Raw genomic sequence first — 25859 nt, 5'->3', positions numbered from 1 at the left:
TGGGTAGCGGGCCGTCCCGCTGTTGTACTCGTTGCACGAAGGCCGTCCCTCGCGCCAAAACGTCGAATCGATGCGTAGGTAACGATCAGTCCCAGACGAGTAATTCAGCCGGCGTCGGGTTATAGCCGTTGCACGGGTTGTTCAGCTGCGGGCAGTTGGAAATCAGCACGATCACGTCCATTTCGGCGCGCAGTTCAACGTATTTGCCCGCACCGGAAATGCCGTCTTCGAACGTCAGCCCACCTTCGGCGGTGACCGGCACGTTCATGAAGAAATTGATGTTCGGGCTGATGTCGCGCTTGCCCAGACGGCCGTCGTGCATACATGCGCGCAAGTAGTTGTCACGGCAGCTGTGCATGTGGCGTTTTTCCAGCGCATAACGCACGGTGTTGCTCTCTTGCGCGCAGGCACCGCCGAGGGTGTCGTGGCGACCGCAGGTGTCTTCGACGATGGTCAGCATCGGCTTGCCGAGGTTGGAATAGAGCACGCTGCCTTTGCTCAGGTAGACGTTGTTCTGCCGCCGCAACGTGCGCTGCACGTCATAACGCTCGCGGGGGTTGGTCAGGCTGTAAAAAAGCGTGTCGACGGCCTGATTGCCTTCGAGGTCCAGCAGGCGCAGGGTTTGCCCGGCCTTGAGTTCGGTCAGCGACGGTTCGCCAGCCGGGATGTGGGTGATCGAAACGGGTGCATTTTTCTGTGGCGTGTTCATGGCGGCAATCCTCAAGCAAACAGGCGGTCGGTGTTGATGAAACCGCGCACGTTTTCCTCGCGGGACGTACGGCAGTGTTCAGCGACGCTGGCGTCGGCCTTCATCCAGCTCAACTTGACCGGTTGTGGCGCGTACTCGGGGTTGGGGTCCATCGGGTGTTGCAGGGCGGTGAGCACCACCAGCGTGTCCATGGGGGCATACAGCTCGATGCAGTCACCGGCTTTCGAATTGTCGGGCACGAAGGCCAGTGCGCCGTGGTCGTCGACATTGACCCGGCTGAACAGGTTGAGCGTCATCAACAGATCGGAAAGGCCCAGGCCCCACTTGCCCATTTCCACCAGCAGGTTGTCGGTGCCGTTGCGGAAGAAGCCGTTGCGCAGTTCCTGATAGCGGCCCTGGCCGTACTTCTCCGTGACTTCCTCAGCACACAAGACGCCGCCAATGCTGTCGCTCCAACCGCAGGTGTCGGAGGTGATCGCCGCCAGCACGCGGCCCATGTCCGAGTACAGGCAATGACCGGTGGTGAGCTTGGCGGTGTGTTGGCATTTGAGGCTGTCCGGGAGGTTCAGACGCTCGGTTTTCTCATGGGCGTTGAACATCGTCAGGCTGACGTTGGCGTTGCCGTTGAGGTCGGTCAGGCGCAGCAATTCGCCGCGCTTGAGCACGAACGACAGGTGGCCGCCGCCGGGCAGCAGTTCTTCGGCAAATACGGGGAACACAGCAGTTGAATCAGTCATGTCGAAAATCCTTCAAACCGTTTGCAGCGATTCAATGGCCGCGCGCGCGGCGCGACGATCGCTGTTCAGGGGAATGTCGTAAGTGATGCGTGCGCCGTAGGCACCGGGGGCGTGTGGGTCGATGCGGACCTTGTCGAACACCAGCAGACGCGTGCCCAGGTTGAAGCCTTCGGACAGGTCGTGAGTGACCATGAACACCGTCAGTTTGGTTTCGCGCCACAGCTCCAGCAGCAGGGCGTGCATGTCTTTGCGGATACCGGGGTCGAGTGCACCGAACGGCTCGTCGAGCAGCAGCACGCGAGGCTTCATGATCAGCGCCTGAGCGATGGCCAGCCGTTGTTGCATGCCGCCGGACAGCTGCGTCGGATACTTGTCCAGCGCATGGCCGAGCCCGACCTTGTGCAGCAGCACCGAGGCCTGTTCCCGCGCTTCACGCTTGGCGTTGCCGAACAGTCGGCCCAGCAGCGCCGAACGAGGCAGTTCAAGGCCCAGCGCCACGTTGTCCAGCACCGACAGGTGCGGGAACACCGAGTAACGCTGGAACACCACGCCGCGGCTGGCATCCGGCTCTTCGGCGATGGGCTGACCGTCCAGCAGGATCGCGCCTTTGCTCGGCACTTCCTGGCCCAGCAGCAGGCGCAGGAAAGTCGATTTGCCGCAACCTGAAGCGCCGACCAATGTGCAGAACTCACCCTCGGCGATGCTCAGGTTCAGGCCTTCGAGCACCACTTGATCGTCGTATTGTTGCCAGACGTTATTGACCGTAATGAAGCTCATGCCCGCGCGCCCTCGTACCAAGGGAACGCCTTGCGTGTCAGCGCTTTCAGGCCCCAGTCCATCAACCAGGCGAGCAGGGTGATCCAGGCCACGTAGGGCAGGATCATGTCCATCGCCAGATAACGCCGCACCAGGAAGATCCGGTAACCCAGACCGTCGGTGGACGCGATGGCTTCCGCCGCGATCAGGAACAACCACGCCGAGCCCAATACCAGCCGCAGAGAGATCAACAGACGTGGCAGCAACTGCGGCAGCACAACGCGCAGAATCAGGGTCCAGGTCGACGCGCCCAGCGTCTGGGCCTTGATCAGTAGCTCAACCGGAATCTCCCGGGCGCGCTGTTCCAGATCCCGGGCGAGCACCGGGGTGATGCCGATCACGATCAGCATCACCTTCGATAGCTCGCCCAGACCGAAGACGATGAACAGGATCGGCAGAATCGCCAGTGGCGGCACCATCGACAGCACGGTCAGCAGCGGTGACAACGGCGCGCCGAACAGCGGCAGCACGCCCGAAGCGATGCCCAGACACAGCCCGACGACAGCACTGATCGCAAGGCCGATGGCCAGACGTTGCAAGCTCGACGCGGTGTCCTGCCACAGAATGTATTCGCCCGTGCGTTGATCGGGAATGATCGCCACACGTTTGATTGCATCCGTCATCTGCACCGCACTGGGCAGCAGCTTGTCGTTGGGGTTTTCCGTCAGTCGTGTTGCCGAGCCCGTGAAGTAGGCGAATAGCAACAGGGCGAACGGCAGGATCACCAGAATCAGGCGACTGGCGCGATCCGGGCGGCGATTAATCAAGCGCATAACGAAGACCTTTGCAGCGAGCGGGTTTTACAACTTGCCGTCGGCGGCCATCTGCACATAGCTCGGGTCGAAGTGCAGTTTGAGGTTGCCCTTGTCGCCTTCGGTCACGTTGTTGGCGAAGCTCATGCCGACGGCGCTGGAGTCTTTGGCGCCTTCGCCGAGCAGACCGTGTTCGAAGGAGAAGTCAGCGACCTTGCGCATGGTGCTCGGCAGTTGCTTGCTGGTGGCGAAGTCCAAGGCTTCTTTAGGCGTGGCGAACAGCTTGGTGGTGTCCAGTTGCGACTGGAAGCCGGCGAGGTCCGTGCCCGAGGCCTTGGCCATGTGTTCCAGCGCTTCCTTGGATTGGGCGTTCTTGGCGTTCATCAAGGCGACGACTTCGAACCAGGCGCCGGTCAGGGCTTTGCCCAGTGCAGGGTTGTCTTTGAGGGTCTGGGTGTTGACCACCATCATGTCCATGATTTCGCCGGGGATCTTGCTGGAGTCGAACACTTCAGTGACGCCAGGCTTGGCCTTGATGTCGGAAAGCATCGGGTTCCAGGTGGTGACGGCCTTGACCTGATCGGTGTTGAACGCCGCAGAGATGTCGGCGTCGGACGTGTTCACGACCTTCAGGTCTTTCTCGGTCATGTCCACCGAGTCCAGCGCGCGGGCCAGCAAGTAGTGGGAAACCGACAGCTCGACCAGGTTGACGTCCATGCCCTTGAGGTCGGTGACTTTCTTGCCGTTGCCCTTGATGACGATGCCGTCGTTGCCGTTGGAGAAGTCGCTGACCACCAGCGCGGTGCTTTCCACACCGCCTGCGGCCGGAATGGTCAGGGCATCCATGTTGGTCATGGTGCAGCCGTCGAACTGGCCTGCCGTGTACTGGTTGATCGACTCGACGTAGTCGTTGAGCTGAGTGACTTTGATGTTGATGTTGTACTTCTTGGCCCACTTGTCGACGATGCCTTGCGTGCCTGCGTATTCCCATGGCATCCAGCCGGCGTAAATGGTCCAGCAGACGTTGAAGTCTTTCTTCGGGGCGGCGATGGCCGAGAGGCTAAATGCAGCGATGAGGCCGGCGGTGAGCAGGCCGAACAGACGGGACTTTTGCATGGTTAACCTCCAGTAGCGAAAAGGGGCGGTCAGGAGCACGGCGACACCACTGGTGTCCTGTCTCCCGGGCTTTTATCCCGCCGTGTAACCTCTACTGGAGGTCGCCGACTCTCGGACCAGCCACTCGCTTCTTCAAGCGAGCCGGAACCCTAGTCGGCTATTGCAAATTGTGGTGCCGCGAACCTGAGTTGACTCCTGCACACCCTTTGCTAAGCGAGAGTTGTGCCAAGTCGCCACAGGGCCCGCAGGCCATGGGGGCGAGCAACGAACAGGATTTTTTCACGTGACATACGTGCACTGTTGCGGGGCGCCGTCTGGCGGCTGGGGCCTGAGCTGGGGCACTCGGAGGGGATTTTGCAGTCTGAAGTTACGTTCTCGGCAGTATTGGGAACGCCGACCAGCGCCGCTGGTTTGAGCTCTATCGCGGTCCAGGAGGCCGCCATGTATCGACGAAGCTTGCTCACCGTTTTGATGACGTTGTCTCTTGCAGGATGTTACGGAGGCTATTACGAATCGGACACCTACACGCAGCCTGTCTATAGCAGCGGCTACAGCAGCGGATACGTGTATGACACCTATCGTCCTTATGGTCCGACCGCTTACGGCTCTGCGGTGTACTACTCATCGCCGCGCTATTACTCGGGCCCGCGCTATTACAATCCACCCCGATACTATGCACCTCCTCCGCGCTATTACGGTCCCGGGTATGGCGGTGGTCGCCCCGGTTACGGAGGCGGGGGCTGGCACGGCGGTGGCGGCGGGTACCACGGCGGTGGCTCCGGTTATCGCCCACCGCCTCAAGGTCCACGACCGGGCGGCGGCAACGGCCCGGGCCCAGGTTCCGGCTGGCACGGCAATCCGGGTGGCGGAGGTCCAGGCCCAGGGCGTCCTTCCGGCGGCGGCCGCAACTTCCGTGAAGACGGTAATTTCGGCCGAGGCGGGCATGGCGGCCCCGGCGGTGGGAACCGATAGGCCAACGCAGACGGCGCTCTCAGGAGCGCCGTTTTTTTGAGGATATAAACCTGATTGAGTGAGCCGACACAGATTTAGTGGGGGCGAGCTTGATCGCGAAAGCGGTCTGTCAGGCAAGGTTTAATTGAAGGTCGAATGCTTTCGCGAGCAAGCTCGCTCCCACAGGCTTTTCGGTGTTTGGGCCATTCGTCTCAATACCCCGACAAATCCGCCAACGGATGCCTGCCTTCCCATGCCTTCTCGAAATGCGCGTCCACCACCGCCAGCGGTATCGTTGCGATGTCCTGCCAATGCCAGTGCGGCGTGTGATCCTTGTCGATCAAGCGCGCCCGTACACCCTCACTGAATTCCGGATGACGGCAGCAATTGAGGCTCATGCAGTATTCCATCTGGAACACCTGAGCCAATGACATGTGCCGAGCCCGCTGAATTTGTTCCCACACCAACTGCGCCGTCAACGGGCAACCCTCGGTCAAAGTTTTTGCGGCCTTGGCCAGCAGCGCGTCCTGTGAATTAAGCTGATGTTTCAGGGCGTTCCAGGCACACGGCGCGTCCGCCACATCGAGAATCTCGTCGATCTGCTGGCGACGCGGCAGCCATTGCGCAGGCGGAAGCTGCCCGGCGGCTTCCTGTTGCAGCGCTTTGAACAGGCTGTTCAGCTGCACGGCGGTCTGTTCCTGCCAGTTCAACTGCAACAGCCGATCAATCATTTCTTCCTGTTGATCGTCCAGCAGGAAGCGATCAGCCAAGTCCAGGTCCAGTGCATCGCGGCCGTTGATGTGCGACCCGGTCAGACCCAGAAACAACCCCAACTTACCGGGCAAGCGCGACAAAAACCAACTGGCGCCGACGTCTGGGAACAGGCCGATATTGATTTCCGGCATGGCCAGACGGCTGCTTGGGGTCACCACGCGAATGCTGGCGCCTTGCAACAACCCCATGCCGCCCCCGAGCACGTAGCCGTGCCCCCAGCAGATCAGCGGTTTCGGGTATGTGTGCAGCGTGTAGTCCAGACGGTATTCAGCCGCGAAGAATTGCGCTGCCAATGGCGGGACGTTTCCCGGTTTGCCATGGCCCGCTTCGACCAGCGCCCGGACGTCGCCGCCCGCACAGAACGCCTTCTCGCCGTTGCCGCGTAAAAGGACACAGACAATCTGAGGGTCGCTGGCCCAGGCATCAAGGCGATCCTGCAGCGCCAGAATCATGGGCAGGGATAACGCGTTAAGCGATTTTTCCGCATCCAGCGTGGCGATGCCCAGACGGGCGCCGTCGGTGCCGGTAAGCTCTTCGAATTGCAGATTCATCGTAACCTCGTGTGCGTGGTACGGGCATCCGTTAAGGACTGTGAGTCCTGCGTCTGCCGGGAAGTTGCAATCAGGTGTTGCAGAGGAGTGTAGAAAACCCGCGACGCGTTGCGCTGGAAATAATGGGTCACAGCCCCTAAAGTCCGCGCATTGATTTTGCCGGATACCACCATGACAGACGACGACCGCATCAAACTCGAGGCCAGCTGGAAGCAGGCGCTGCGCGAAGAATTCGAAAAGCCTTACATGGGCGAGCTGCGCGAGTTCCTGCGCCAGGAGCATGCGGCGGGCAAGGAGATCTATCCTCCGGGACCGCTGATCTTCAATGCCCTGAATTCAACGCCGCTGGATAACGTGAAAGTGGTGATCCTCGGTCAGGACCCGTATCACGGCCCGAACCAGGCGCACGGGCTGTGCTTCTCCGTGCAACCGGGCGTACCGGCGCCGCCGTCGCTGGTGAACATCTACAAAGAGCTCAAGCGCGACCTGAATATCGACATCCCCAACCATGGCTACTTGCAGTCCTGGGCGGATCAGGGCGTGCTGATGCTCAACACCACGCTGACCGTCGAACGCGCCAATGCCGCCTCACACGCGGGCAAGGGCTGGCAGCACTTCACCGACAAGATCATCGAAACCGTCAGCGCGCATCAGCCGCACCTGGTCTTCCTGCTGTGGGGCGCCCACGCACAGAGCAAGAAAAAGCTCATTGATGCGACCAAGCACCTGATCCTCACCGCCGTCCATCCGTCGCCGTTGTCGGCGTACAAAGGCTTTTTAGGCTGCGGGCATTTCGGACTGGCCAACAAGTATCTGCAGCAGAACGGACTGACCCCGATTGAGTGGCGCTTGCCTGAACAGGTTTAGGTGCGCTTTTGATCGTACCCACGCGGAGCATGTTGATCGTCCCCACGCTCCGCGTGGGGACGCCGTTATTGGCGCTCCGCGTCAAGGGCCGCGGAGCGCGGGAACGATCATCACAGGCAGACCTCACACCGCTGCCTGCCGATTCCAGTACCTGAACAACGGCTCCGCCAGAAACAACACGAACAGCAACCTCATCACCTGCATCGCCGTGACCAGCGGCACCGACAGTTGCAGCACTTCGGCCGTCAAACTCATTTCTGCGATGCCGCCGGGCATCATCCCCAGGGTCAATGAGCGCAGGTCCAGGTGGGTTGCCGTGCTCAATGCCAACGCGCACAGCGCCGCGATGCTCATGGTCAGCGCCGTCCCGATCAGCGTCCGCCCAATAAAAGAAGGCGCGCGGCGGAAGAACGCGCGGTTGAAGTGGCACCCCAGACCGCTGCCGATCAACCATTGCCCGATCTGACTGCCGCCCTCGGGCAGGCCGAGGTGCAGGTCGAAACTGACACTGATCACCGCGCTCACCAGCAATGGCCCGAACAGCCACGGATTGGGCTGTTTCAGGCGCTGCCACAGCCAGGCAACTAACCCGCCCAGCGGGAACAGCAACGCGAGCCAGGTCCAGTCGACGACCGTGGCATGGGACGGCGGGGCGCCATTGCCCATCAGGTATTTGAAAATCGCCGGAACGCACAGGACCACCGCGAGCACGCGCAGGCTTTGACCGGCCGCCACATTGCTAAGAACCGCGCCATTGCGAGCGCCGAGGTTGACCATCTCTCCCGAGCCGCCAGGCATGCTGGAAAAGAACGCCGTGGCGCGGTCCTCACCGGTGCGCAGCATCAACCACACGCCCACCACGCTGGACACGCTGGTGACCAGTGCACCGATGAAGATCAGGCCGAAATGGGAAAGGACTTGTTCGATGACGACGGGGGTGAAGTGCAGGCCGATACCGATGCCGACCACCCATTGGCCGCATTTGCGGCCGCCGGGGATTTCAGCCAGCTGCCAAGGGGTCAGGCAGCGGACCAGGATGATCGCCAGCAACGAGCCGACCATCCAGGGCAACGGCCAGCCGACCTGGCTGGCGAGATAACCCCCCAGCAGGCCGACCAGCGGCGTTCCCCACCACGTTCTGAAGGGTCGATCAGACATCGGCCAGAGCGCGACGCTGCACGGCGCGTCTGCGCCAGATGCGGATCAACGGCAGCACCAACATGAACGCCGTCACCACCCAGACACCCAGGGTGATCGGGCTGGACCACAGAATGTCCATCGAGCCGTTGGAGATCGACAGCGCGCGGCGCAGGTTCTGCTCCATCAGGCCGCCGAGGATAAAGCCCAGCAGGATCGGCGACAGCGGGAAGTCCAGCTTGCGCAGGATGTAACCGAAGATGCCGATGCCGACCATCAGGAACAGGTCGAAGGTGGTGGCGTGGACCGCGTAGACACCGATTCCGGTAATGATCGCGATCACCGGCACCAGCGCCCAGTTCGGCACGGCCAGGATGCGGGTGAAGATGCGGATCATCGGAATGTTCAGGATCACCAGCATGATGTTGGCGACGAACAACGAAGCAATCAGGCCCCAGACGATGTCTGGTTGCTGTTGGAACAGCAGCGGGCCCGGCGTGATGTTGTACAGCGACAGCGCGCCGATCATCACGGCCGTGGTGCCCGAACCCGGAACACCCAGGGTCAGCATCGGCACCAATGCACCACACGCCGTGGCGCCGATGGCGGTTTCCGGAGCAGCCAGACCGCGCATGTCACCCTGTCCGAATTTGCCGCTGGCACCGGCGATACGCTTCTCGGTCATGTAGGTCACGGCGCTGGCAAGCGTCGCACCGGCACCCGGCAACACACCCATGATGAAGCCCATCAGGCCGCAGCGAATGTTGACGGCGAACACCGAACTCGCTTCCTTGAGGTTGAACATCATGCGCCCGGTGGCTTTTACCGCTTCCTGGCCACGATGGGTCTTCTCCAGCAACAGCAGGATCTCGCTGATCGAGAACAGACCGAGCACCAGCACCACGAACTGGATGCCGTCCGCCAGGTGAATGTTGTCCCCGGTGAAGCGATACACGCCACTGTTGGCGTCGATACCGATGCTCGACAGGAACAGGCCGATCAGCGCCGCAACGAAGGTCTTCAGCGGCCGATCACCCGCCATGCCGCCCAGGCAGACGATGGCAAACACCATCAGCACGAAGTATTCCGCCGGGCCGAAGGCGATGGCCCATTTGGCGAGCAACGGCGCAAACATGACCATGCCGCAGGTTGCGATCAGCGCACCGATGAACGAGCTCCAGGCCGACAATGATAGCGCCACGCCCGCCAGACCCTGGCGCGCCATCGGGTAACCGTCCAGCGCGGTCATCACCGTGGAGGCTTCGCCTGGAATGTTGAGCAGGATCGAGCTGATGCGCCCGCCGTACTCGCAACCCAGATAGACCGCTGCCAGCAGAATCAGCGCCGATTCAGGCGGCAGACCGAGTGCAAACGCGATGGGAATCAGCAGCGCCACGCCGTTGATCGGACCCAGGCCCGGCAGCAGGCCGACAATGGTGCCGATCAGCGTGCCGGAAAGGGCTGTGACCAGGTTGTACGGGGTCAGCGCGACGCCGAAACCCTGGCCGAGATAGCCGAGAGTATCCATATCAATTCTCCAGAACGTCGAGCAGGCCGAGGGGCAGGGGCACATCCATCACTTTGTCGAAGAGCACGTACAGACCAATGCTCATCAGCACGATGATGACGATGCTGGGCAGCCAGCGGCCGCCGTACAGGCGTGCCATGGGAATGCCGACCAGAATGCTGCTCAGCACGAAACCGAGCGGCTCGAACAGCCCCGCGAAGATCAGCAGCAGACCGGTGCACACGGCGATCTTGATCAGCGTCGGACGATCCAGCGGTGGCTCGTCTTCGGAGTGCTTGATCGGCGTTGGACGAAACACCATGTACAACAGCGAAATGCCCATCAGCGCCAGCATTAGCAGCGGAAACGCCCGCGGGCCCACGGGTTCGTAGGAAAAAGGTGCCTGATAAGGCCAGGCCATCAGCGCCAGGCCGATACAGGCCAATAGCAGCACGAGAGCGAAAATGCGTTGCAAGACCATGGGAAGCTCCCGGATGGCGCCACCGCGCAGGCGGCGCCACCCTCAAGTCAGTCAATCGAGAACCGAACAATGCGGTCCAATCACTGAATCAGGCCGAATTCCTTGGCCAGCACTTTGTATTCACCCACGCGGGTCTTCACGTACTTGTCCAGCTCGTCACCGGTCATGGCGAACGGGAACAACTCGCGCTGGTCACGCAACTTGGCGAAGTCTTCCGAGGCCAGCAGCTTGTCGAACGCCGCTTTCCACCAGTTGTATTCCTCGTCGGTCACCTTTGGCCCGAGGTAGAAGCCACGCACCACCGGCCAGACGATGTCGTAGCCTTGCTCCTTGGCGGTCGGGATGTTCTTCATTTCCGGCTCGTCCAGACGCTGCTCGGAGAACACGGCCAACAGGCGCATGTCGCCGCTGAGGATGTGCGGCATGGAGTCGGAGATGTCGGTGGAGCCGACCTGAATGTGCCCGCCGAGCAGGGCGGTGGCGATTTCACCGCCGCCTTCGAGCGCCACATAACGCAGGTCGCGCGGGTTGATACCGGCTGCTTTGGCGATCAGTGCGGTCTGCATCCAGTCCTGACTGCCGACGGTGCCGCCGGAACCGATGACCACTTTGCTCGGGTCGGCTTTCAAGGCTTTGACCAGATCGTCGAGGCTCTTGTAGGGCGAGTCGGCTTTCACTGCAATCGCGCCATAACTGGTGCCGACCGCCGCCAGCCAACGCACCGCGTTTTCGTCGAAGCGACCGAACTTGCCTTGGGCAAGGTTCAGCAACGAACCGCTGGACCAAGCGACCAGCGTGCCAGCGTCTGCCGGGCGCTGTGCGACCACGGCGTTGTACGCCACCGCACCCACGCCGCCGGGCATGTAGGTCACGCGCATCGGTTTGGTCAGAATCTTCTCGTTGACCAAGGCGCTTTGCGCCAGCTTGCAAGTCAGGTCGAAACCACCGCCCGGCGATGCCGGTGCGATGCATTCAGGACGATTGGGCTCGGCTGCCCACAGTTGAGTGGCTACCAGCATGCAGCTGGCGGCGACGCTGATTCGGCGCAACGATAGGTTCATGGTCAGTCTCCAACGGAGTTGTTGTTTTTGGGTGCGTTCGGCTTATTTGATCGGGCAAAGATACCCACGGCGTCGTGGACCCAGGGTGATCAGGAAGGAGGACGTGACGATGCACCGCGCAGCAAAACCGCGAAGTGTACTCAAAACAGAATGGGATTCAGACGGCACTGTGGCCGAGGATTGCAGTGAGGTCATCACCGGTGACTCCGATATTGTTTTTATTGTTGAAAACGCATCGAGGCGTTTTTCGTCACGACCTGCGTGTCACGGACCCCGGAATGAGGGCAACCGTAACAAGTCGTAACCGGATCCTAATGGGCGAAGCTTTCATCAACCTTTCAACTACCTTTCATGGAGTGCCTGCCAAACATGGGATGGATCGCGGGGGAAAGGTTTGAAGTGTTTCAAGCCTTCACAGACGGCAGCGCGCCTGTAAACTCCGCCTCCACCAAACGCCTGAATCGGGAGAAGTCGATGCGTGTCCTGCTCGTCGAAGACCATCTGCAACTGGCTGAAAGCGTCGCGCTGGCACTCAAGGGCAGCGGGCTGACCGTGGACGTTCTGCATGACGGCGTGGCGGCTGATCTCGCGCTGAGCAGCGAAGAATATGCCGTGGCGATCCTCGATGTCGGCCTGCCGCGCATGGATGGTTTCGAAGTGTTGGCGCGCCTGCGCGCGCGGGGCAAGAACATCCCGGTGTTGATGCTGACCGCCCGCAGCGACGTCAAGGACCGGGTGCACGGCCTGAATCTGGGGGCCGATGATTACCTGGCCAAACCCTTCGAGTTGTCCGAGCTGGAAGCGCGGGTCAAGGCGCTGTTACGACGCAGCGTGTTGGGCGGCGAACGCCAGCAGCGTTGTGGCGTGCTGGTGTATGACCTCGACACCCGGCGTTTCACGCTGGGCGATGAGGCGCTGACGCTGACCTCTCGCGAGCAGTCGGTGCTGGAATCGCTGATCGCCCGTCCCGGTCGGGTGATGAGCAAGGAGCAACTGGCGGCGCAGGTGTTCGGGCTGGACGAAGAGGCCAGCGCTGACTCCATCGAAATCTACGTCCACCGTTTGCGCAAGAAACTCGATGGTCATCCGGTCGGGATCGTGACCTTCCGGGGTCTGGGTTATTTGCTGGAAAGCCGGGATGCTTAATCCGTTTCCCTCTGCGGAGAACAGCCTGCGCTGGCGCCTGCTGTGGAACCTGGGATTGCTGCTGGTGGTGTTGATGATCGCCAGCGGCATGAGCGCCTACTGGAACGGCCGCGAGGCCGCGGACACCGCCTATGACCGTACGCTGCTGGCCTCGGCGAGGACCATCGCGGCCGGGTTGTCCGAGCGTGATGGCACCCTCAGCGCCGACGTGCCCTACGTCGCCCTCGACACGTTTGCCTATGACAGCGCCGGTCGGATCTATTATCAGGTCAATGACATCAACCAGAAGCTGATTTCGGGTTACGAAAATCTCCCCGGGCCGCCTCCTGGCACGCCGCGCACCGACGATTACCCGGCGCTGGCGAAATTCTACAGCGCGCGCTATCAGGGCCAGGATGTGCGCGTGGTCAGCCTGCTCAAACCGGTGAGCGAGCCGAACATGAACGGCATCGCCGAAATCCGCGTGGCCGAGACCGAGGAGCAGCGGGTAAACATGGCGCGCGGCTTGATGGCCGATACGCTGTTGCGGCTGGGTATGCTCGGCAGCGGTGCGCTGCTGCTGGTGTGGTTTACCGTCAGCGCCGCACTGCGCCCGCTGGATCGCTTGCGCACAGCCGTGGAAGAGCGCGAGCCCGACGATTTGCGTTCGTTGCCCATGGTCGAGGTGCAGCATGAACTGCGGCCGCTGGTCATCTCGCTCAACCACTTCACCGAGCGTCTGCGCATGCAGTTCGAACGTCAGGCGCAGTTCATCGCCGATGCCGCACACGAACTGCGCACGCCGTTGGCGGCGCTAAAGGCGAGGGTTGAGTTGGGGTTGCGTGATCAGGAGCCGGCGGCGTGGCGCAGTACGCTGGAAAGCGCGGCCATGGGGACGGACAAGCTGACACACCTGGCCAATCAGTTGCTGTCGCTGGCGCGTATCGAAAACGGCGCCCGTGCGATTGCAGAAGGCGGGGCGCAGTTGCTGGACCTCAGCCAGCTGGCGCGGGAGTTGGGCATGGCCATGGCGCCGCTGGCCCATGCACGAGGCGTGGCTCTGGCCCTGGAAGCCGATGAGTCTGTCTGGATGCGCGGCGAGCCGACCTTGCTCAACGAGCTGCTGAGCAACCTGGTGGACAACGCCCTCGCACACACGCCACCCGGTGGCAATGTGGTGCTACGGGTGCACTCGCCCTGCGTGCTCGAAGTCGAGGATGACGGGCCGGGTATCCCACTGCACGAGCGTGATCGGGTGTTTGAACGTTTTTATCGGCGCAATCAACAGAGCGCCGGTTCAGGTTTGGGCCTGGCAATCGTCGGCGAAATCTGCCGCGCGCATCTGGCGAAGATCACCCTGCATGATGGTGCCGAGCGCGGGTTGAAGGTTCGAGTGACATTCCCGGCGGCTCTTCCATCTTAGGGCGCTCAGCAGATCAACGGCATCTCCGGGGCTGCTTGCGAAGGCGGCAGGTCAGCGACAATGTCCAGGCGGACACACCACCTGTGGAAGCGAGCTTGCTCGCGAATACGGTGTGGCAGCGACATCATCGGTGAATGACACACCGCCTTTCGCTGCCCTCGTAACCTCGGACGTCTCCCACAGGGATCGCGTTTTACCCATGCTTGGGTGGCACGCGTCGGATAGCTGGGAGTTTCCCAAGGCCGCATAAACCGGGACCCCGTGCACCCTGTGGGAGCTGCTGGAGGTTACGACAGTGGCGAATGCGTCAGGTCAACGACAATGTCCAGCCTGACACACCACCTGTGGGAGCGAGCTTGCTCGCGAAAGCAGTGAGTCAGCAACATCTCTGGTGACTGACCCACCGCATTCGCTGCCCTCGTAACCTCGGACGTCTCCCACGGGTATTGGGTCGTACTCATGCTTCGTGGCACACATCAAATAGCTGAAAGTTTCCTAGCAGATCGCGTAAACCACGACCCCATGCTTCGTGGCAACGCATCAAACAGCTAGGAGTCTTCTAAAAAGACTGCATAAACCAGAACCTCATGCCTGCCGCGCACCCTGTGGGAGCTGCTGGAGGTTACGACAGTGGCGAATGCGGCAGGTCAGCGACAATGTCCAGGCTGACACACTACCTGTGGGAGCGAGCTTGCTCGCGAATACGGTGTGGCAGCGACATCATCGGTGAATGACACACCGCCTTTCGCTGCCCTCGTAACCTCGGACGTCTCCCACGGGTATTGGGTCGTACTCATGCTTCGTGGCACACATCAAATAGCTGAAAGTTTCCTAGCAGATCGCGTAAACCGCGACCCCATGCTTCGTGGCAACGCATCAAACAGCTAGGAGTCTTCTAAAAAGACTGCATAAACCAGAACCTCATGCCGCCGCGCACCCTGTGGGAGCTGCTGGAGGTTACGACAGTGGCGAATGCGGCAGGTCAGCGACAATTCCTGGGCTGACAAAACCACTGTGGGAGCGAGCTTGCGAATGCAGTCATTCAGAGACATAAAATGTGAATGACACCTCCCATCCGGAACAAGTCAGCGCACGACAGTTGCGTCGGGGCGATCGCGGCAGGGTCGAGTCAATACAGCAACGTCATCGCTTCATTCATTTCGTTGATCAACGCGCCGTCGGCCATGTTCAGCCCCAACTGATTGACGGCAGGCATCCCCAGCACGTCCAGATTCGGGTAAGGCCGTCCGGTGGACTCATGAACGTGCACGGTCGCGACCTGTACCAGGTCGACGTAATCGGCCTGGGTGGAAACCCGCGTGAAGTTCTGGAACTGCCTCGGCACGATCGCCAGTGCTTCCGGAAAGTCCCACGAGCGCAGCAGCCGTTCGCCGATGATCGGATGAATGCGTTCGATCACATGGTTAAGGCTCACAGGGTCGGCGAGCAATTCAAAGTTGTCTTCGGCGTAGGTCAGGATCGGCAGCACGCCGATCAGATGGATCAGCCCGGCCAGCGTGGCTTTGTCGGCCTTCAGATGAGCGCGCCTCAGGCTGAGCACGCTGCTGACACCGGCAACCTGCAAGCTCAGTTTCCAGATGTCACGCATCTTGGACTCGACGACTCCGGACTTGGCGTGAAACATCTGCTCGACCACCAGGCCGATGGCCAGGTTGCAGCTGTAATTCACACCGAGGCGGCGAACTGCGGTGAGTACATCGCTGACTTCAAAGTTAGGCCGCAGCAACGGGCTGTTCACCACCTTGATCAGGCGGGCGGAGAGGGCGGTATCACTGCCAATGACTTTGCTGAGGGCCGCGATGGTGATTTCCGAATCTTCCGCGGCCAGGCGAATCTTCATTGCCACTTCAGGAAGCGTTGGCAGGAACAAGGCATCTCTGTCGATCGCCTTGATCAGGTCCCTCTGCACCTCGTCAGCCATACTGCTCATATCGGATCCCTGGAGAGTGCATTTCGGCCAACGGCCCCGGCCACATCGTGGCAGGAGCGCAGACGACGGCGCTGACGTGCGGCTTGGTTATTCAAGCGAGGTTTAACGCTGTGTTTCAAGCTTGGCATCCAGCGTGTAAGGCAGTTCGGTCAACTGCAAGGCCTGACCCTCCGGAGCGCCAAGACGAATATTGCCGTCTTCAACGGCGTCGGCCTGCAGAACCGCTAACACCTCGACATGGCCGCCAGCACGCGCAGCGATCACCACGTTGCCCGCCGAACTGGCGTGGACCGGCGAAAACAGTTCGACTCCCGGCTCGGGCACATTGCTGCCGTCCAGTGTCAGGCGATACAGGCGACGTTTGAGTTTGCCCAGGTATTGCATCCGCGCGACGATTTCCTGCCCGGTGTAACAGCCTTTCTTGAAGCTGACGCCGCCGACGGCTTGCAGGTTGATCATCTGCGGGATGAACTCTTCGCGGGTCGGGCCGAAGACCTGACCAATGCCGGCACGAATCTGGCCCAGCAACCAGTCGTTCAGCGTGCCTTCCGGCAATTGTGCCGCCAGGCGGGTGCGGATTTCTTCCGCCTGATCGGCGCGAACCCACACTTCTGCGCGAGCCGGGGAAACGCGAATCGCGATCAGATCGTTGGCACGTACGACCGAATCGGTCTCGTGTGGCAGGTCGAGACCGAGGCTGACCAGCGCACCGTCACCGTCGTTCAGGCCAAAACGCACCCATGACGCGCTTTCGTCGGTCAGCCTGGATTTGGAGAACACCGCGTATTTTTTCAGGTCCAGCAACTGGGCGTCGATCAGTTCACTGGCCATCGCCAGCAGCACGCCGTCGCCTTCCAGCAGGATGCGGAAGCTGGACTGCATGCGGCCTTTCTGGGTGCAGCGGGCACCGAGCGTGGCTTTGGCGTCGCTCAGGTAATCCAGGTTGCAGGTCAGTTGGCCTTGAAGGAATTTGCTGGCGTCTACGCCGCGAACGGCCAGTACACCTTCGTGGGAGAGTGGGCAGAAAAAAGCTGAATCGGCCATGAGTCATCGCGTGGGTAGAAGTCTGGGGCACCATCATAGTGCTGTGTCTCGCTAATGGGTATATGCAAGTCGGGTGAAACACCCTTGCAAAAACCTGCGACTAACTGCGGGTACGCCCCAACAGCACGGCCCTGTATACTCGCCGGCAAATTTGAGGAGCGCCCCCATGGTCGAAGATGTTGAACTCAATCGCCTCTTTTGGCATAGCCGCCGCGGCATGCTCGAGCTGGATGTGTTGCTGGTGCCGTTTGTCAGAGAGGTCTATCCCTCGCTCAACGACGTGGACCGCGCACTCTATGTGCGTCTGCTGACCTGCGAAGATCAGGACATGTTTGGCTGGTTCATGCAGCGCGGTGAGTCCGAAGACCCCGAACTGCAGCGCATGGTTAGAATGATCCTGGACCGTGTCCAGCCGAAATGATCGTTTCGAATGCCGTTGGCAGCGCTCTCGGGCCCTGTTGACGGCATACCTCGGCGCCCAGCTGTTGGCGCTGATCGCGGTTTTCCTGCTTGATATTCCTTTGTGGGCCAAGACGGTCGGCGTGCTGCTGTGCGTGCTGCATGGCCTGCATTGTCTGCATCGATCGATTTTGCTGAGTGATGAGCGCGCCTATACCGGCTTGCGTCGAGACAGCTCGGGCTGGCAGGTCTGGAGTGAGCGAGCTGGATGGCAACCGGTGCAATTGCGCCCGGACAGCATGGCGCTGCCGCCTATCGTGGTGCTCCGGTTTCGCCTGATGACCGGGCATTGGCTGGCACGCCGGTGGGTCAGAAGCATCTGCATTCCGGCGGACGCTATGGCGCCGGATCTGCACCGGCACCTGCGTCTGCGCTTGAAGTTCAGCCGCAATAGGTGGGCGGCGCCAGAATAGTATCCACCGCCTCAGGCAGCATGTCCGGGTAGTCCAGCGTGTAATGCAGCCCACGGCTCTCTTTGCGCGCCATCGCGGACGCGATCATCAACTCTGCCACCTGAGCCAGATTGCGCAACTCGATCAGGTCACGGCTCACTTTGTAGTTGCTGTAAAACTCGTCGATCTCGTCCAGCAACAGGCGTACGCGGTGTTGGGCGCGTTGCAGGCGCTTGTTGGTGCGTACGATGCCGACGTAGTCCCACATGAACCGCCGCAGCTCGTCCCAGTTGTGCGCAATGATCACGTCTTCGTCCGAGTCAGTGACCTGACTGGCATCCCAGGACGGCAAATCCTGAGGCTGAGTGATGTCCGGCAGCTGCGTAATGATGTCATTCGCGGCGGAGCGGGCGTAGACAAAGCATTCCAGCAGCGAGTTGCTGGCCATGCGGTTGGCGCCGTGCAGGCCGGTGAAGCTGGTCTCGCCTATGGCATACAGCCCCGGCACGTCGGTACGGCCGTGTTGATCGACGACCACGCCGCCGCAGGTGTAATGCGCGGCGGGAACCACCGGAATGGCTTGGCGTGTAATGTCGATGCCGAATGTCAGGCAGCGTTCATAGACCGTTGGAAAGTGCGTTTTGACGAAGTCCGCGGGTTTATGGCTGATGTCCAGATAGACGCAGTCGATGCCCAGCCGCTTCATTTCATGGTCGATGGCCCGGGCGACGATGTCCCGGGGCGCCAACTCGGCACGCGCGTCGAAGCGCTCCATGAACCGCTCGCCGTTTGGCAGCTTTAGATAGGCCCCTTCGCCGCGCAGGGCCTCGGTGACCAGAAAACTCTTGGCCTGCGGGTGATAGAGGCAGGTCGGGTGGAACTGGTTGAACTCCAGATTGCCCACTCGGCAACCCGAGCGCCAGGCCATTGCGATGCCATCACCGCAGGCACCATCAGGGTTGCTGGTATAGAGGTAGACCTTGGCCGCGCCGCCAGACGCCAGAATCGTGAAGCGTGCGCTGTGGGTGTCCACTTCGCCGGTCGAGCGATCCAGCACGTAAGCGCCCAGGCATCGCTGCCCCTCAAGGCCCAGCCGGCGTTCGGTGATCAGATCGACCGCGACACGCTGTTCGAGCAGTTCGATGTTCGGACGCGCCTTGGCTTGCGCCAGCAAGGTACGAAAAATCGCCGCGCCCGTGGCGTCGGCCGCGTGAATGATCCGCCGATGGCTGTGGCCGCCTTCACGGGTCAGGTGGAATTCGAATCCGCCGTCTTCGACGGTCGAATCATCGTCGCGGGTAAAGGGCACGCCCATGTCGATCAGCCATTGAATGGCTTCGCGGCTGTGCTCGACCGTGAAGCGCACGGCATCTTCGTTGCACAGTCCGCCGCCAGCGTTCAGGGTGTCTTCAACATGTGACTGGACGGTATCGTCATTGTCCAGAACGGCGGCGACACCGCCCTGCGCCCAAAAGGTCGAGCCATTGGCAAGGTCACCCTTGCTCAGGACCGCGATGCGCAAATGCCCCGGCAATGTCAGCGCCAGGCTCAATCCGGCAGCGCCGCTGCCTATCACCAGTACATCGTGTTGAAAATGTCGACTCATGACGTATTCCGGCTTCTAAGTGGCCACTAGTATGTAAAGGGTGAGAACGGCACAATAGCTGCGATTTTATGGCAATTGTGAATCACAGCGGGGGGCGGATTGTGCGCTACTCCACGACATCGTGCATACCGTTTGGCGGGCAAGCTCAATGGCGAGGCAAGGCTCGAATTGGATCCTACAAACACCATGATGTGTGTCTTACGCTCTAAAGCGAATTGTGGGAACTTTTCATAAAGCCCCACGTTCAATAGAAGGTTGCCGATAAAGGGACAGCGTCGGCGTGGCGCGGGGATGGCTTCCACATCTGCGCAAGCGCTTTCGACGACAAGATTATTCACGCAGCCGACCTGGTTCGAGCTGCGTTTTTCGTGCGGGCTACCGATGCTCGCCGGAAACTTGCTTGAAGGGGGGAGAACTTTTGCGAAAAGCCCGAGTCTATGTTTGCAAGCCTGTGAAGCAGCCTCTGCGACACTCCTTTGAGCTCTATGAGGAGTGTTCATGCTAACCCAGGAAGAGGATCAGCAACTGGTCGAGCGCGTACAGCGCGGCGACAAGCGAGCTTTTGATCTGCTAGTGGTGAAATATCAGCACAAAATTCTTGGGTTGATCGTGAGATTCGTCCACGACACCCATGAAGCTCAGGACGTTGCGCAAGAGGCTTTTATCAAGGCTTACCGTGCGCTTGGGAACTTCCGCGGCGACAGTGCGTTTTATACGTGGCTGTACCGTATCGCCATTAACACGGCGAAAAACTATCTGGTGTCGCGAGGTCGGCGACCGCCGGACAGCGATGTCAGATCTGAAGACGCGGAGTTCTACGACGGCGATCATGGCCTCAAGGACATCGAGTCGCCGGAGCGTGCATTGTTGAGGGATGAGATCGAAGGCACCGTCCATCGGACCATCCAGCTACTGCCAGAAGATTTGCGTACAGCTCTAACTTTGCGTGAGTTTGACGGTCTGAGTTACGAAGACATTGCGAGCGTTATGCAATGTCCGGTTGGTACCGTGCGCTCTCGCATTTTTCGCGCTCGGGAAGCCATTGATAAAGCCCTGCAGCCTTTGTTGCAGGAAACCTGAGACAGCGGCGACAGCCATATGAGAGGAACCGCCATGAGTCGTGAAGCCCTGCAGGAATCGCTGTCCGCGGTGATGGATAACGAAGCGGACGAATTGGAATTACGTCGAGTGCTCAATGCAATCGACGATGCGGATACACGTGCCACATGGTCGCGTTATCAAATTGCTCGTGCAGCAATGCATAAAGAATTGCTGATGCCTCACCTGGACATCTCGGCTGCCGTATCTGCCGCGATTGCCGATGAAATCAGCCCGCTGAAGGCCGGTCGCGGTCCTTGGCGCACGCTCGGTCGTCTGGCTGTTGCGGCTTCGGTCACCGTGGCTGTTCTGGCAGGCGTTCGCTTGTACAACCAGGACGAGATTGCAGGTGCCCAACTTGCTCAGCAATCGGCACAGCCTGCCAACGTCGCCATGCCTCAGGTAAAAGGCCCGGCGGTTCTGGCCGGTTACACCGAAAGCGAGCAGGCTCCAGGCCCGATGGCCAGCGGCGTCATGCAGAACCAGGCCGGCTGGCACGACCAGCGCCTGCCAGGTTACTTGCGTCAACACGCTCAACAAGCTGCGTTGAAAGGCACTGAAAGCGCTCTGCCGTATGCACGCGCCGCCAGCCTGGAAAACCGTTAAGGAGGATCATGCGCGCCATCCCTCTAGTGCCGCTTCTGCTTGGTGGATGGCTGGTCCTTCCAGTTCATGCCGATGAAGCGCAAGACCAGCTGAAGCGTCTTGCGCAGGCAGAACAGCAGCAAAGCTTCCAGGGCACTTTCGTTTATGAACGCAATGGAAGCTTTTCCACTCATCGAATCTGGCATCGGGTTGTCGATGGCAAGGTTCGTGAACATCTTCTCCAGCTTGATGGCTCCGCCCAGGAAGTACTGCGCGTCGATGGGGTAACCCAGTGCGTCAGCGGCACCCTGGTGGCGGGCGTTTCGAATATCCCTGATTCCCCGGCGCATGCGTTCGATGCAGCGAAGCTGTCTGCGTGGTACGACATGAAGGTCGGAGGCAATTCCAGGGTGGCCGGTAGGCCTGCGGTCGTCGTGACGCTGACGCCGCGTGATCAGCATCGTTACGGCATCGAGTTGCATCTGGACACTCAAACCGGCCTGCCGCTTAAGTCGCTGCTGTTGAGCGACAAAGGGCAACTGCTTGAGCGCTTCCAGTTTACCGAGCTCGACACGGATGCACCGACTGATCAGATGTTGCAGCCGAGCGCCGATTGCAAGCCGGTCGAAGTCGTCAAGGCCAAGGTCGATGCGCAGAAGCAGCAGGTTGCATGGCGTTCAGACTGGTTGCCGCCAGGATTCGAGCTGAGCAGCGCCGCTGCGCGCAAAGATCCCGACTCCAAGTCGTTGGTCACCAGTCTCATGTATGACGACGGTCTGGCCCGCTTCTCGGTGTTCATAGAGCCTGTCAGCGGCGCCGCTGTCACTGACATCCGCACTCAGTTGGGGCCCACCGTGGCAGTGTCCCGTCGTTTGACGACACCGAAGGGTGACGCCATGGTGACGGTGGTCGGGGAAATCCCGATCGGTACTGCCGAGCGGATCGCACTGTCCATGCGCAACGACGGCGCCGCGCCTGCCTCGACCAAAAAGTAACCTGACGAAACGGTAAACGCCCTCTATGAAAAAGGTTTCATATTGGGCGTTTCATGCCATAAGCCCAGTGTTTTCGGGCTCGGGACGAGAGGCTGAAATGTTTGGTCAGCTTTGCAGGTTGCAATCACATTCTTTTTTTTCTATAGGTCACAGCTTCGCGGCTCTGGCCTTTTGTTGTTTCAGCTTTCAGAAAGCTGATTGAGAGTAAAACTGGCTGAGAGCCACGCACTGAGCAAGACTGCGATGTGCAGATGCTCCTCGAACCTGTCGGTTCGTACCGCTTAACCATGCTCGTTGTGAACGGGAGCCGTATGTCGATACCACGCTTGAAAACCTATCTGTCCTGGATGGCCGCCGTGCTGATGCTCGGTCAGGTCCTCACTGCGCAGGCCGAAGCCCTGCCGGACTTCACATCGCTGGTGGAGCAGGCTTCGCCCGCCGTTGTGAACATCAGTACTCGCCAGAAGCTGCCGGATCGCTCGGTGGCTCAAGGGCAAGCGCCAGATCTCGAAGGTCTGCCACCGATGTTGCGCGAATTTCTGGAGCGCAGCATGCCGCCGGGGTCGCGTCCGCCAGGGTCGGGCAAGGGCGACCGCCAGCGCGAAGCGCAATCGCTGGGTTCGGGTTTCATCATCTCCGCGGATGGTTTTATCCTGACCAACAACCACGTGATCGACGGGGCTGACGAGATCCTCGTGCGTCTGTCCGATCGCAGCGAAATGAAAGCCAAGCTTATCGGCACCGACCCGCGCACCGATGTGGCGGTTCTGAAGATCGATGGCAAGGATCTGCCAACCGTCAAACTGGGCAACTCCGACAAGCTGAAAGTCGGCGAGTGGGTCTTGGCCATCGGTTCGCCGTTCGGTTTTGATCACTCGGTGACCAAAGGTATCGTCAGCGCCAAGGGCCGCAGCCTGCCGAACGACACCTATGTGCCGTTCATCCAGACTGACGTGGCGATCAACCCGGGTAACTCCGGTGGTCCGCTTTTCAACATGGCCGGTGAAGTCGTGGGTATCAACTCGCAAATCTTCACCCGCTCCGGCGGTTTCATGGGGCTGTCGTTTGCGATTCCGATCGACGTGGCCATGGACGTTGCCAATCAGCTCAAGGCGAACGGCAAAGTTAACCGTGGCTGGCTGGGTGTCGTGATTCAGGAAGTGAACAAGGATCTGGCCGAGTCGTTTGGTCTGGACAAACCGGCCGGTGCGCTGGTGGCGCAGGTTCTTGACGACGGCCCGGCAGCCAAAGGCGGTCTGCAGGTCGGTGACGTGATTCTCAGCGCCAACGGCACGCCTATCGTCATGTCGGCGGATTTGCCACACCTGATCGGCAACCTGAAGGACGGCAGCAAGGCCGAGCTGGAAGTCATTCGCGACGGCAAGCGCCAGAAGCTGACCGTGACGGTAGGGGCTCTGCCGGCTGAAGGCGAAGAGATGGGCGCAGCTGATTCGGGTGTGGAGCGCAACAGCAACCGCCTGGGCGTTTCGGTCACTGACCTGACCGCTGAGCAAATGAAGTCTTTGGACCTCAAAGGCGGCGTCTTGATCAAAGACGTGCAGGACGGTCCGGCTTCGCTGATCGGCCTGCAAACCGGCGATGTGATCACTCACCTGAATAATCAGGCTATCACCTCGGCCAAGCAGTTCACTGAGGTGGCCAAAAGCCTGCCGAAGAATCGCTCGGTCTCGATGCGGGTTCTGCGTCAGGGGCGCGCCACGTTCATCACCTTCAAACTGGCGGAATAATCAGCCATGACGGGAAAAGGAGCGGCAGGTCCGCTCCTTTTTTGTGCCCGGCGGTCTTGCGGCTCTCTGCGGTCACGTGTGAACGTGACGCCCAAGCCTTCCTTCAGGTACAATTCCCGGCTATTTTTCGGCGGGCAGTCTGCCTGCAACCTTTTTCGAGTGTTGATCCGTGAGTGATTTGAGTCATATCCGCAATTTCTCCATCATCGCCCACATTGACCATGGCAAGTCGACGCTGGCTGACCGTTTCATTCAGATGTGCGGCGGCCTGTCCGAGCGCGAAATGGAAGCTCAGGTGCTTGATTCCATGGACCTGGAGCGTGAGCGCGGGATCACGATCAAGGCCCACAGCGTCACCCTTTATTACAAGGCAAAGGACGGCATCACCTACCAGCTGAACTTCATCGACACCCCGGGCCATGTCGACTTCACCTATGAAGTCAGTCGCTCGCTGGCCGCCTGCGAAGGCGCGCTGCTGGTGGTCGATGCCGGTCAAGGCGTGGAAGCGCAGTCCGTTGCCAACTGCTACACCGCCATCGAGCAGGGCCTGGAAGTCATGCCGGTCCTGAACAAGATGGACCTGCCGCAGGCCGATCCGGACCGCGTCAAGGAAGAGATCGAGAAGATCATCGGCATCGATGCCACCGACGCCGTCGCGTGCAGCGCCAAGAGCGGCATGGGCGTGGATGAGGTGCTGGAACGTCTGGTCCAGACCATTCCCGCGCCGACCGGCAACATCGAAGACCCGCTGCAAGCGTTGATCATCGACTCCTGGTTCGACAACTATCTGGGCGTTGTTTCCCTCGTTCGCGTGCGTCACGGCCGCGTCAAGAAGGGCGACAAGATCCTCGTCAAGTCGACCGGCAAGATTCACCTGGTCGACAGCGTGGGCGTTTTCAACCCCAAGCACACGGCTACGGTCGATCTGAAGGCAGGCGAAGTAGGCTTCATCATCGCAGGCATCAAGGACATTCACGGTGCACCGGTCGGTGACACCCTGACCCTGAGCACCACGCCTGACGTCGAAGTGCTGCCTGGTTTCAAACGCATTCAGCCGCAGGTTTACGCCGGTCTGTTTCCGGTCAGCTCCGACGACTTCGAAGATTTCCGCGAAGCGTTGCAGAAGCTCACCCTCAACGACTCGTCTCTGCAGTACACCCCGGAAAGCTCCGACGCGCTGGGCTTCGGCTTCCGTTGCGGCTTCCTCGGCATGCTGCACATGGAGATTATCCAGGAGCGCCTTGAGCGCGAATACGACCTGGACCTGATCACCACGGCGCCGACTGTAATCTTTGAGCTGTTGCTCAAGACCGGTGAAACCATTTACGTCGACAACCCGTCGAAGCTGCCGGACCTCTCCAGTATCGAGGACATGCGTGAGCCGATCGTACGGGCGAACATCCTTGTGCCTCAAGAGCACCTGGGCAACGTCATTACGCTGTGTATCGAAAAACGGGGTATTCAGCACGACATGCTGTTCCTCGGCACGCAGGTTCAAGTGACCTACGATCTGCCGATGAACGAAGTGGTCCTGGATTTCTTCGATCGCCTGAAGTCGACCAGCCGCGGCTACGCGTCGCTGGACTATCATTTCGATCGTTACCAGTCGGCGAACCTGGTGAAGCTGGATGTGCTGATCAACGGCGACAAGGTCGACGCGCTGGCGTTGATCGTGCACCGTGACAACGCGGCCTACAAAGGGCGGGCGTTGACTGAAAAGATGAAAGAACTGATTCCTCGTCAGATGTTCGACGTGGCAATCCAGGCTGCCATCGGCGGCCAGATTATCGCGCGTACAACCGTCAAGGCGCTCAGAAAGAACGTACTGGCCAAATGTTACGGCGGCGACGTGAGCCGTAAACGCAAACTGCTTGAAAAGCAGAAGGCCGGTAAGAAACGCATGAAGCAGGTCGGCAACGTGGAAATTCCACAAGAAGCCTTCCTTGCAGTGCTCAGGTTGGAATAGTCAGGCCC

24 protein-coding genes and 1 riboswitch are annotated in these 25859 nt (G+C 60.3%); of the genes, 11 read left to right on the top strand and 13 right to left on the bottom strand.

Features of this window, described 5'->3' with window-relative positions; all coding sequences use genetic code 11:
* Nucleotides 1-85 precede the first annotated feature (85 nt).
* The 5 genes from ABDX87_RS07965 to ABDX87_RS07945 are packed head-to-tail and all read right to left on the bottom strand — an operon-like array spanning nucleotide 86 to nucleotide 4130.
* Entirely contained in the window at nucleotides 86-709 is a 624-nt protein-coding gene (locus tag ABDX87_RS07965) for an urea amidolyase associated protein UAAP2 (protein ID WP_346832388.1), read from the bottom strand.
* An 11-nt stretch (nucleotides 710-720) separates the two neighbouring features.
* The gene (locus tag ABDX87_RS07960; RefSeq protein ID WP_346832387.1) at nucleotides 721-1446 is read right to left on the bottom strand and encodes an urea amidolyase associated protein UAAP1; all 726 of its coding nucleotides are present in this window, start codon (nucleotides 1444-1446) and stop codon (nucleotides 721-723) included.
* Nucleotides 1447-1458: 12 nt separating this feature from the next.
* Nucleotides 1459-2223 (bottom strand): ABC transporter ATP-binding protein, encoded by a 765-nt coding sequence (locus ABDX87_RS07955; protein WP_346832386.1) that lies wholly within the window; start codon nucleotides 2221-2223, stop codon nucleotides 1459-1461.
* Complete coding sequence (locus ABDX87_RS07950) at nucleotides 2220-3035, bottom strand: ABC transporter permease (protein WP_346832385.1); 816 nt, start codon at nucleotides 3033-3035, stop codon at nucleotides 2220-2222. The genes ABDX87_RS07955 and ABDX87_RS07950 overlap by 4 nt, the downstream gene beginning before the upstream one ends.
* A 27-nt stretch (nucleotides 3036-3062) precedes the next feature.
* Entirely contained in the window at nucleotides 3063-4130 is a 1068-nt protein-coding gene (locus ABDX87_RS07945; RefSeq protein ID WP_346832384.1) for a putative urea ABC transporter substrate-binding protein, read from the bottom strand.
* Between the two features lie 59 nt (nucleotides 4131-4189).
* A riboswitch (guanidine-I (ykkC/yxkD leader) is annotated at nucleotides 4190-4294 on the bottom strand.
* A gap of 277 nt (nucleotides 4295-4571) precedes the next feature.
* On the opposite strand from ABDX87_RS07945, the gene ABDX87_RS07940 reads away from it, so the two are divergent.
* A complete protein-coding gene (locus ABDX87_RS07940; protein WP_346832383.1) occupies nucleotides 4572-5102 on the top strand; it encodes a hypothetical protein in 531 nt (176 codons plus the stop codon).
* A gap of 191 nt (nucleotides 5103-5293) precedes the next feature.
* Here ABDX87_RS07940 and ABDX87_RS07935 read toward each other — a convergent pair whose 3' ends face one another.
* Complete coding sequence (locus ABDX87_RS07935; RefSeq protein WP_346832382.1) at nucleotides 5294-6406, bottom strand: enoyl-CoA hydratase/isomerase family protein; 1113 nt, start codon at nucleotides 6404-6406, stop codon at nucleotides 5294-5296.
* A 171-nt stretch (nucleotides 6407-6577) separates the two neighbouring features.
* Between ABDX87_RS07935 and ung the strand changes: the two genes are divergently transcribed.
* Nucleotides 6578-7273 (top strand): uracil-DNA glycosylase, encoded by a 696-nt coding sequence (gene ung, locus ABDX87_RS07930; RefSeq protein WP_346832380.1) that lies wholly within the window; start codon nucleotides 6578-6580, stop codon nucleotides 7271-7273.
* A gap of 123 nt (nucleotides 7274-7396) precedes the next feature.
* Here ung and ABDX87_RS07925 read toward each other — a convergent pair whose 3' ends face one another.
* From ABDX87_RS07925 to ABDX87_RS07910, 4 genes are all read right to left on the bottom strand, one after another.
* Nucleotides 7397-8431 (bottom strand): AbrB family transcriptional regulator, encoded by a 1035-nt coding sequence (locus ABDX87_RS07925; RefSeq protein WP_346832379.1) that lies wholly within the window; start codon nucleotides 8429-8431, stop codon nucleotides 7397-7399.
* Nucleotides 8424-9938, bottom strand: a complete 1515-nt coding sequence (locus ABDX87_RS07920) for a tripartite tricarboxylate transporter permease (RefSeq protein ID WP_346832378.1) — start codon at nucleotides 9936-9938, stop codon at nucleotides 8424-8426. The genes ABDX87_RS07925 and ABDX87_RS07920 overlap by 8 nt, the downstream gene beginning before the upstream one ends.
* Nucleotide 9939: 1 nt before the next feature.
* Nucleotides 9940-10398, bottom strand: a complete 459-nt coding sequence (locus ABDX87_RS07915; RefSeq protein WP_346832377.1) for a tripartite tricarboxylate transporter TctB family protein — start codon at nucleotides 10396-10398, stop codon at nucleotides 9940-9942.
* An 80-nt stretch (nucleotides 10399-10478) separates the two neighbouring features.
* Nucleotides 10479-11465: a Bug family tripartite tricarboxylate transporter substrate binding protein gene (locus tag ABDX87_RS07910; RefSeq protein WP_346833456.1), complete on the bottom strand. Its 987-nt coding sequence runs from the start codon at nucleotides 11463-11465 to the stop codon at nucleotides 10479-10481.
* Between the two features lie 468 nt (nucleotides 11466-11933).
* On the opposite strand from ABDX87_RS07910, the gene ABDX87_RS07905 reads away from it, so the two are divergent.
* Both ABDX87_RS07905 and ABDX87_RS07900 read left to right on the top strand, forming a co-directional pair.
* Nucleotides 11934-12605 (top strand): response regulator, encoded by a 672-nt coding sequence (locus ABDX87_RS07905; RefSeq protein WP_346832376.1) that lies wholly within the window; start codon nucleotides 11934-11936, stop codon nucleotides 12603-12605.
* Nucleotides 12598-14007, top strand: coding sequence for a sensor histidine kinase (locus ABDX87_RS07900; RefSeq protein WP_346832375.1), 1410 nt, complete (start codon nucleotides 12598-12600; stop codon nucleotides 14005-14007). The genes ABDX87_RS07905 and ABDX87_RS07900 overlap by 8 nt, the downstream gene beginning before the upstream one ends.
* Before the next feature lie 1129 nt (nucleotides 14008-15136).
* Here ABDX87_RS07900 and ABDX87_RS07895 read toward each other — a convergent pair.
* Nucleotides 15137-15958: an HDOD domain-containing protein gene (locus ABDX87_RS07895; RefSeq protein WP_346832374.1), complete on the bottom strand. Its 822-nt coding sequence runs from the start codon at nucleotides 15956-15958 to the stop codon at nucleotides 15137-15139.
* A 102-nt stretch (nucleotides 15959-16060) separates the two neighbouring features.
* Entirely contained in the window at nucleotides 16061-17002 is a 942-nt protein-coding gene (locus tag ABDX87_RS07890; protein ID WP_346832373.1) for a YgfZ/GcvT domain-containing protein, read from the bottom strand.
* A 166-nt stretch (nucleotides 17003-17168) separates the two neighbouring features.
* On the opposite strand from ABDX87_RS07890, the gene ABDX87_RS07885 reads away from it, so the two are divergent.
* Together ABDX87_RS07885 and ABDX87_RS07880 are read left to right on the top strand one after the other, a co-directional pair.
* A complete protein-coding gene (locus ABDX87_RS07885) occupies nucleotides 17169-17423 on the top strand; it encodes a succinate dehydrogenase assembly factor 2 (protein WP_062388232.1) in 255 nt (84 codons plus the stop codon).
* Nucleotides 17407-17874, top strand: a complete 468-nt coding sequence (locus ABDX87_RS07880; protein WP_346832372.1) for a protein YgfX — start codon at nucleotides 17407-17409, stop codon at nucleotides 17872-17874. The genes ABDX87_RS07885 and ABDX87_RS07880 overlap by 17 nt, the downstream gene beginning before the upstream one ends.
* On the opposite strand, the gene nadB is transcribed toward ABDX87_RS07880, so the two are convergent.
* The gene (gene nadB, locus ABDX87_RS07875) at nucleotides 17843-19459 is read right to left on the bottom strand and encodes an L-aspartate oxidase (RefSeq protein WP_346832371.1); all 1617 of its coding nucleotides are present in this window, start codon (nucleotides 19457-19459) and stop codon (nucleotides 17843-17845) included. The two genes, ABDX87_RS07880 and nadB, sit on opposite strands and share 32 nt — an antisense overlap.
* Nucleotides 19460-19957: 498 nt before the next feature.
* On the opposite strand from nadB, the gene rpoE reads away from it, so the two are divergent.
* The 5 genes from rpoE to lepA all read left to right on the top strand — a co-directional run bounded on the left by rpoE (nucleotide 19958) and on the right by lepA (nucleotide 25851).
* On the top strand, nucleotides 19958-20539 hold the full coding sequence (rpoE, locus tag ABDX87_RS07870; protein WP_037014368.1) for an RNA polymerase sigma factor RpoE: 582 nt from the start codon (nucleotides 19958-19960) through the stop codon (nucleotides 20537-20539).
* 33 nt (nucleotides 20540-20572) lie between these two features.
* Entirely contained in the window at nucleotides 20573-21163 is a 591-nt protein-coding gene (locus ABDX87_RS07865) for an anti sigma-E factor RseA C-terminal domain-containing protein (protein WP_074755703.1), read from the top strand.
* A gap of 8 nt (nucleotides 21164-21171) precedes the next feature.
* Entirely contained in the window at nucleotides 21172-22137 is a 966-nt protein-coding gene (locus tag ABDX87_RS07860) for a MucB/RseB C-terminal domain-containing protein (RefSeq protein WP_346832370.1), read from the top strand.
* Nucleotides 22138-22484: 347 nt separating this feature from the next.
* Nucleotides 22485-23885: a DegQ family serine endoprotease gene (locus ABDX87_RS07855; RefSeq protein WP_431061243.1), complete on the top strand. Its 1401-nt coding sequence runs from the start codon at nucleotides 22485-22487 to the stop codon at nucleotides 23883-23885.
* Nucleotides 23886-24054: 169 nt separating this feature from the next.
* Nucleotides 24055-25851 (top strand): translation elongation factor 4, encoded by a 1797-nt coding sequence (gene lepA / locus ABDX87_RS07850; RefSeq protein WP_346832369.1) that lies wholly within the window; start codon nucleotides 24055-24057, stop codon nucleotides 25849-25851.
* The last annotated feature ends 8 nt before the right edge of the window (nucleotides 25852-25859 follow it).

The sequence above is a fragment of the Pseudomonas abietaniphila genome, assembly GCF_039697315.1.
GTDB classification, from domain to species: Bacteria; Pseudomonadota; Gammaproteobacteria; order Pseudomonadales; family Pseudomonadaceae; genus Aquipseudomonas; species Aquipseudomonas abietaniphila_B.
The sequence above is the reverse complement of the archived record's forward strand: the minus strand, read 5'-3'. Positions and strand labels throughout refer to the sequence as shown.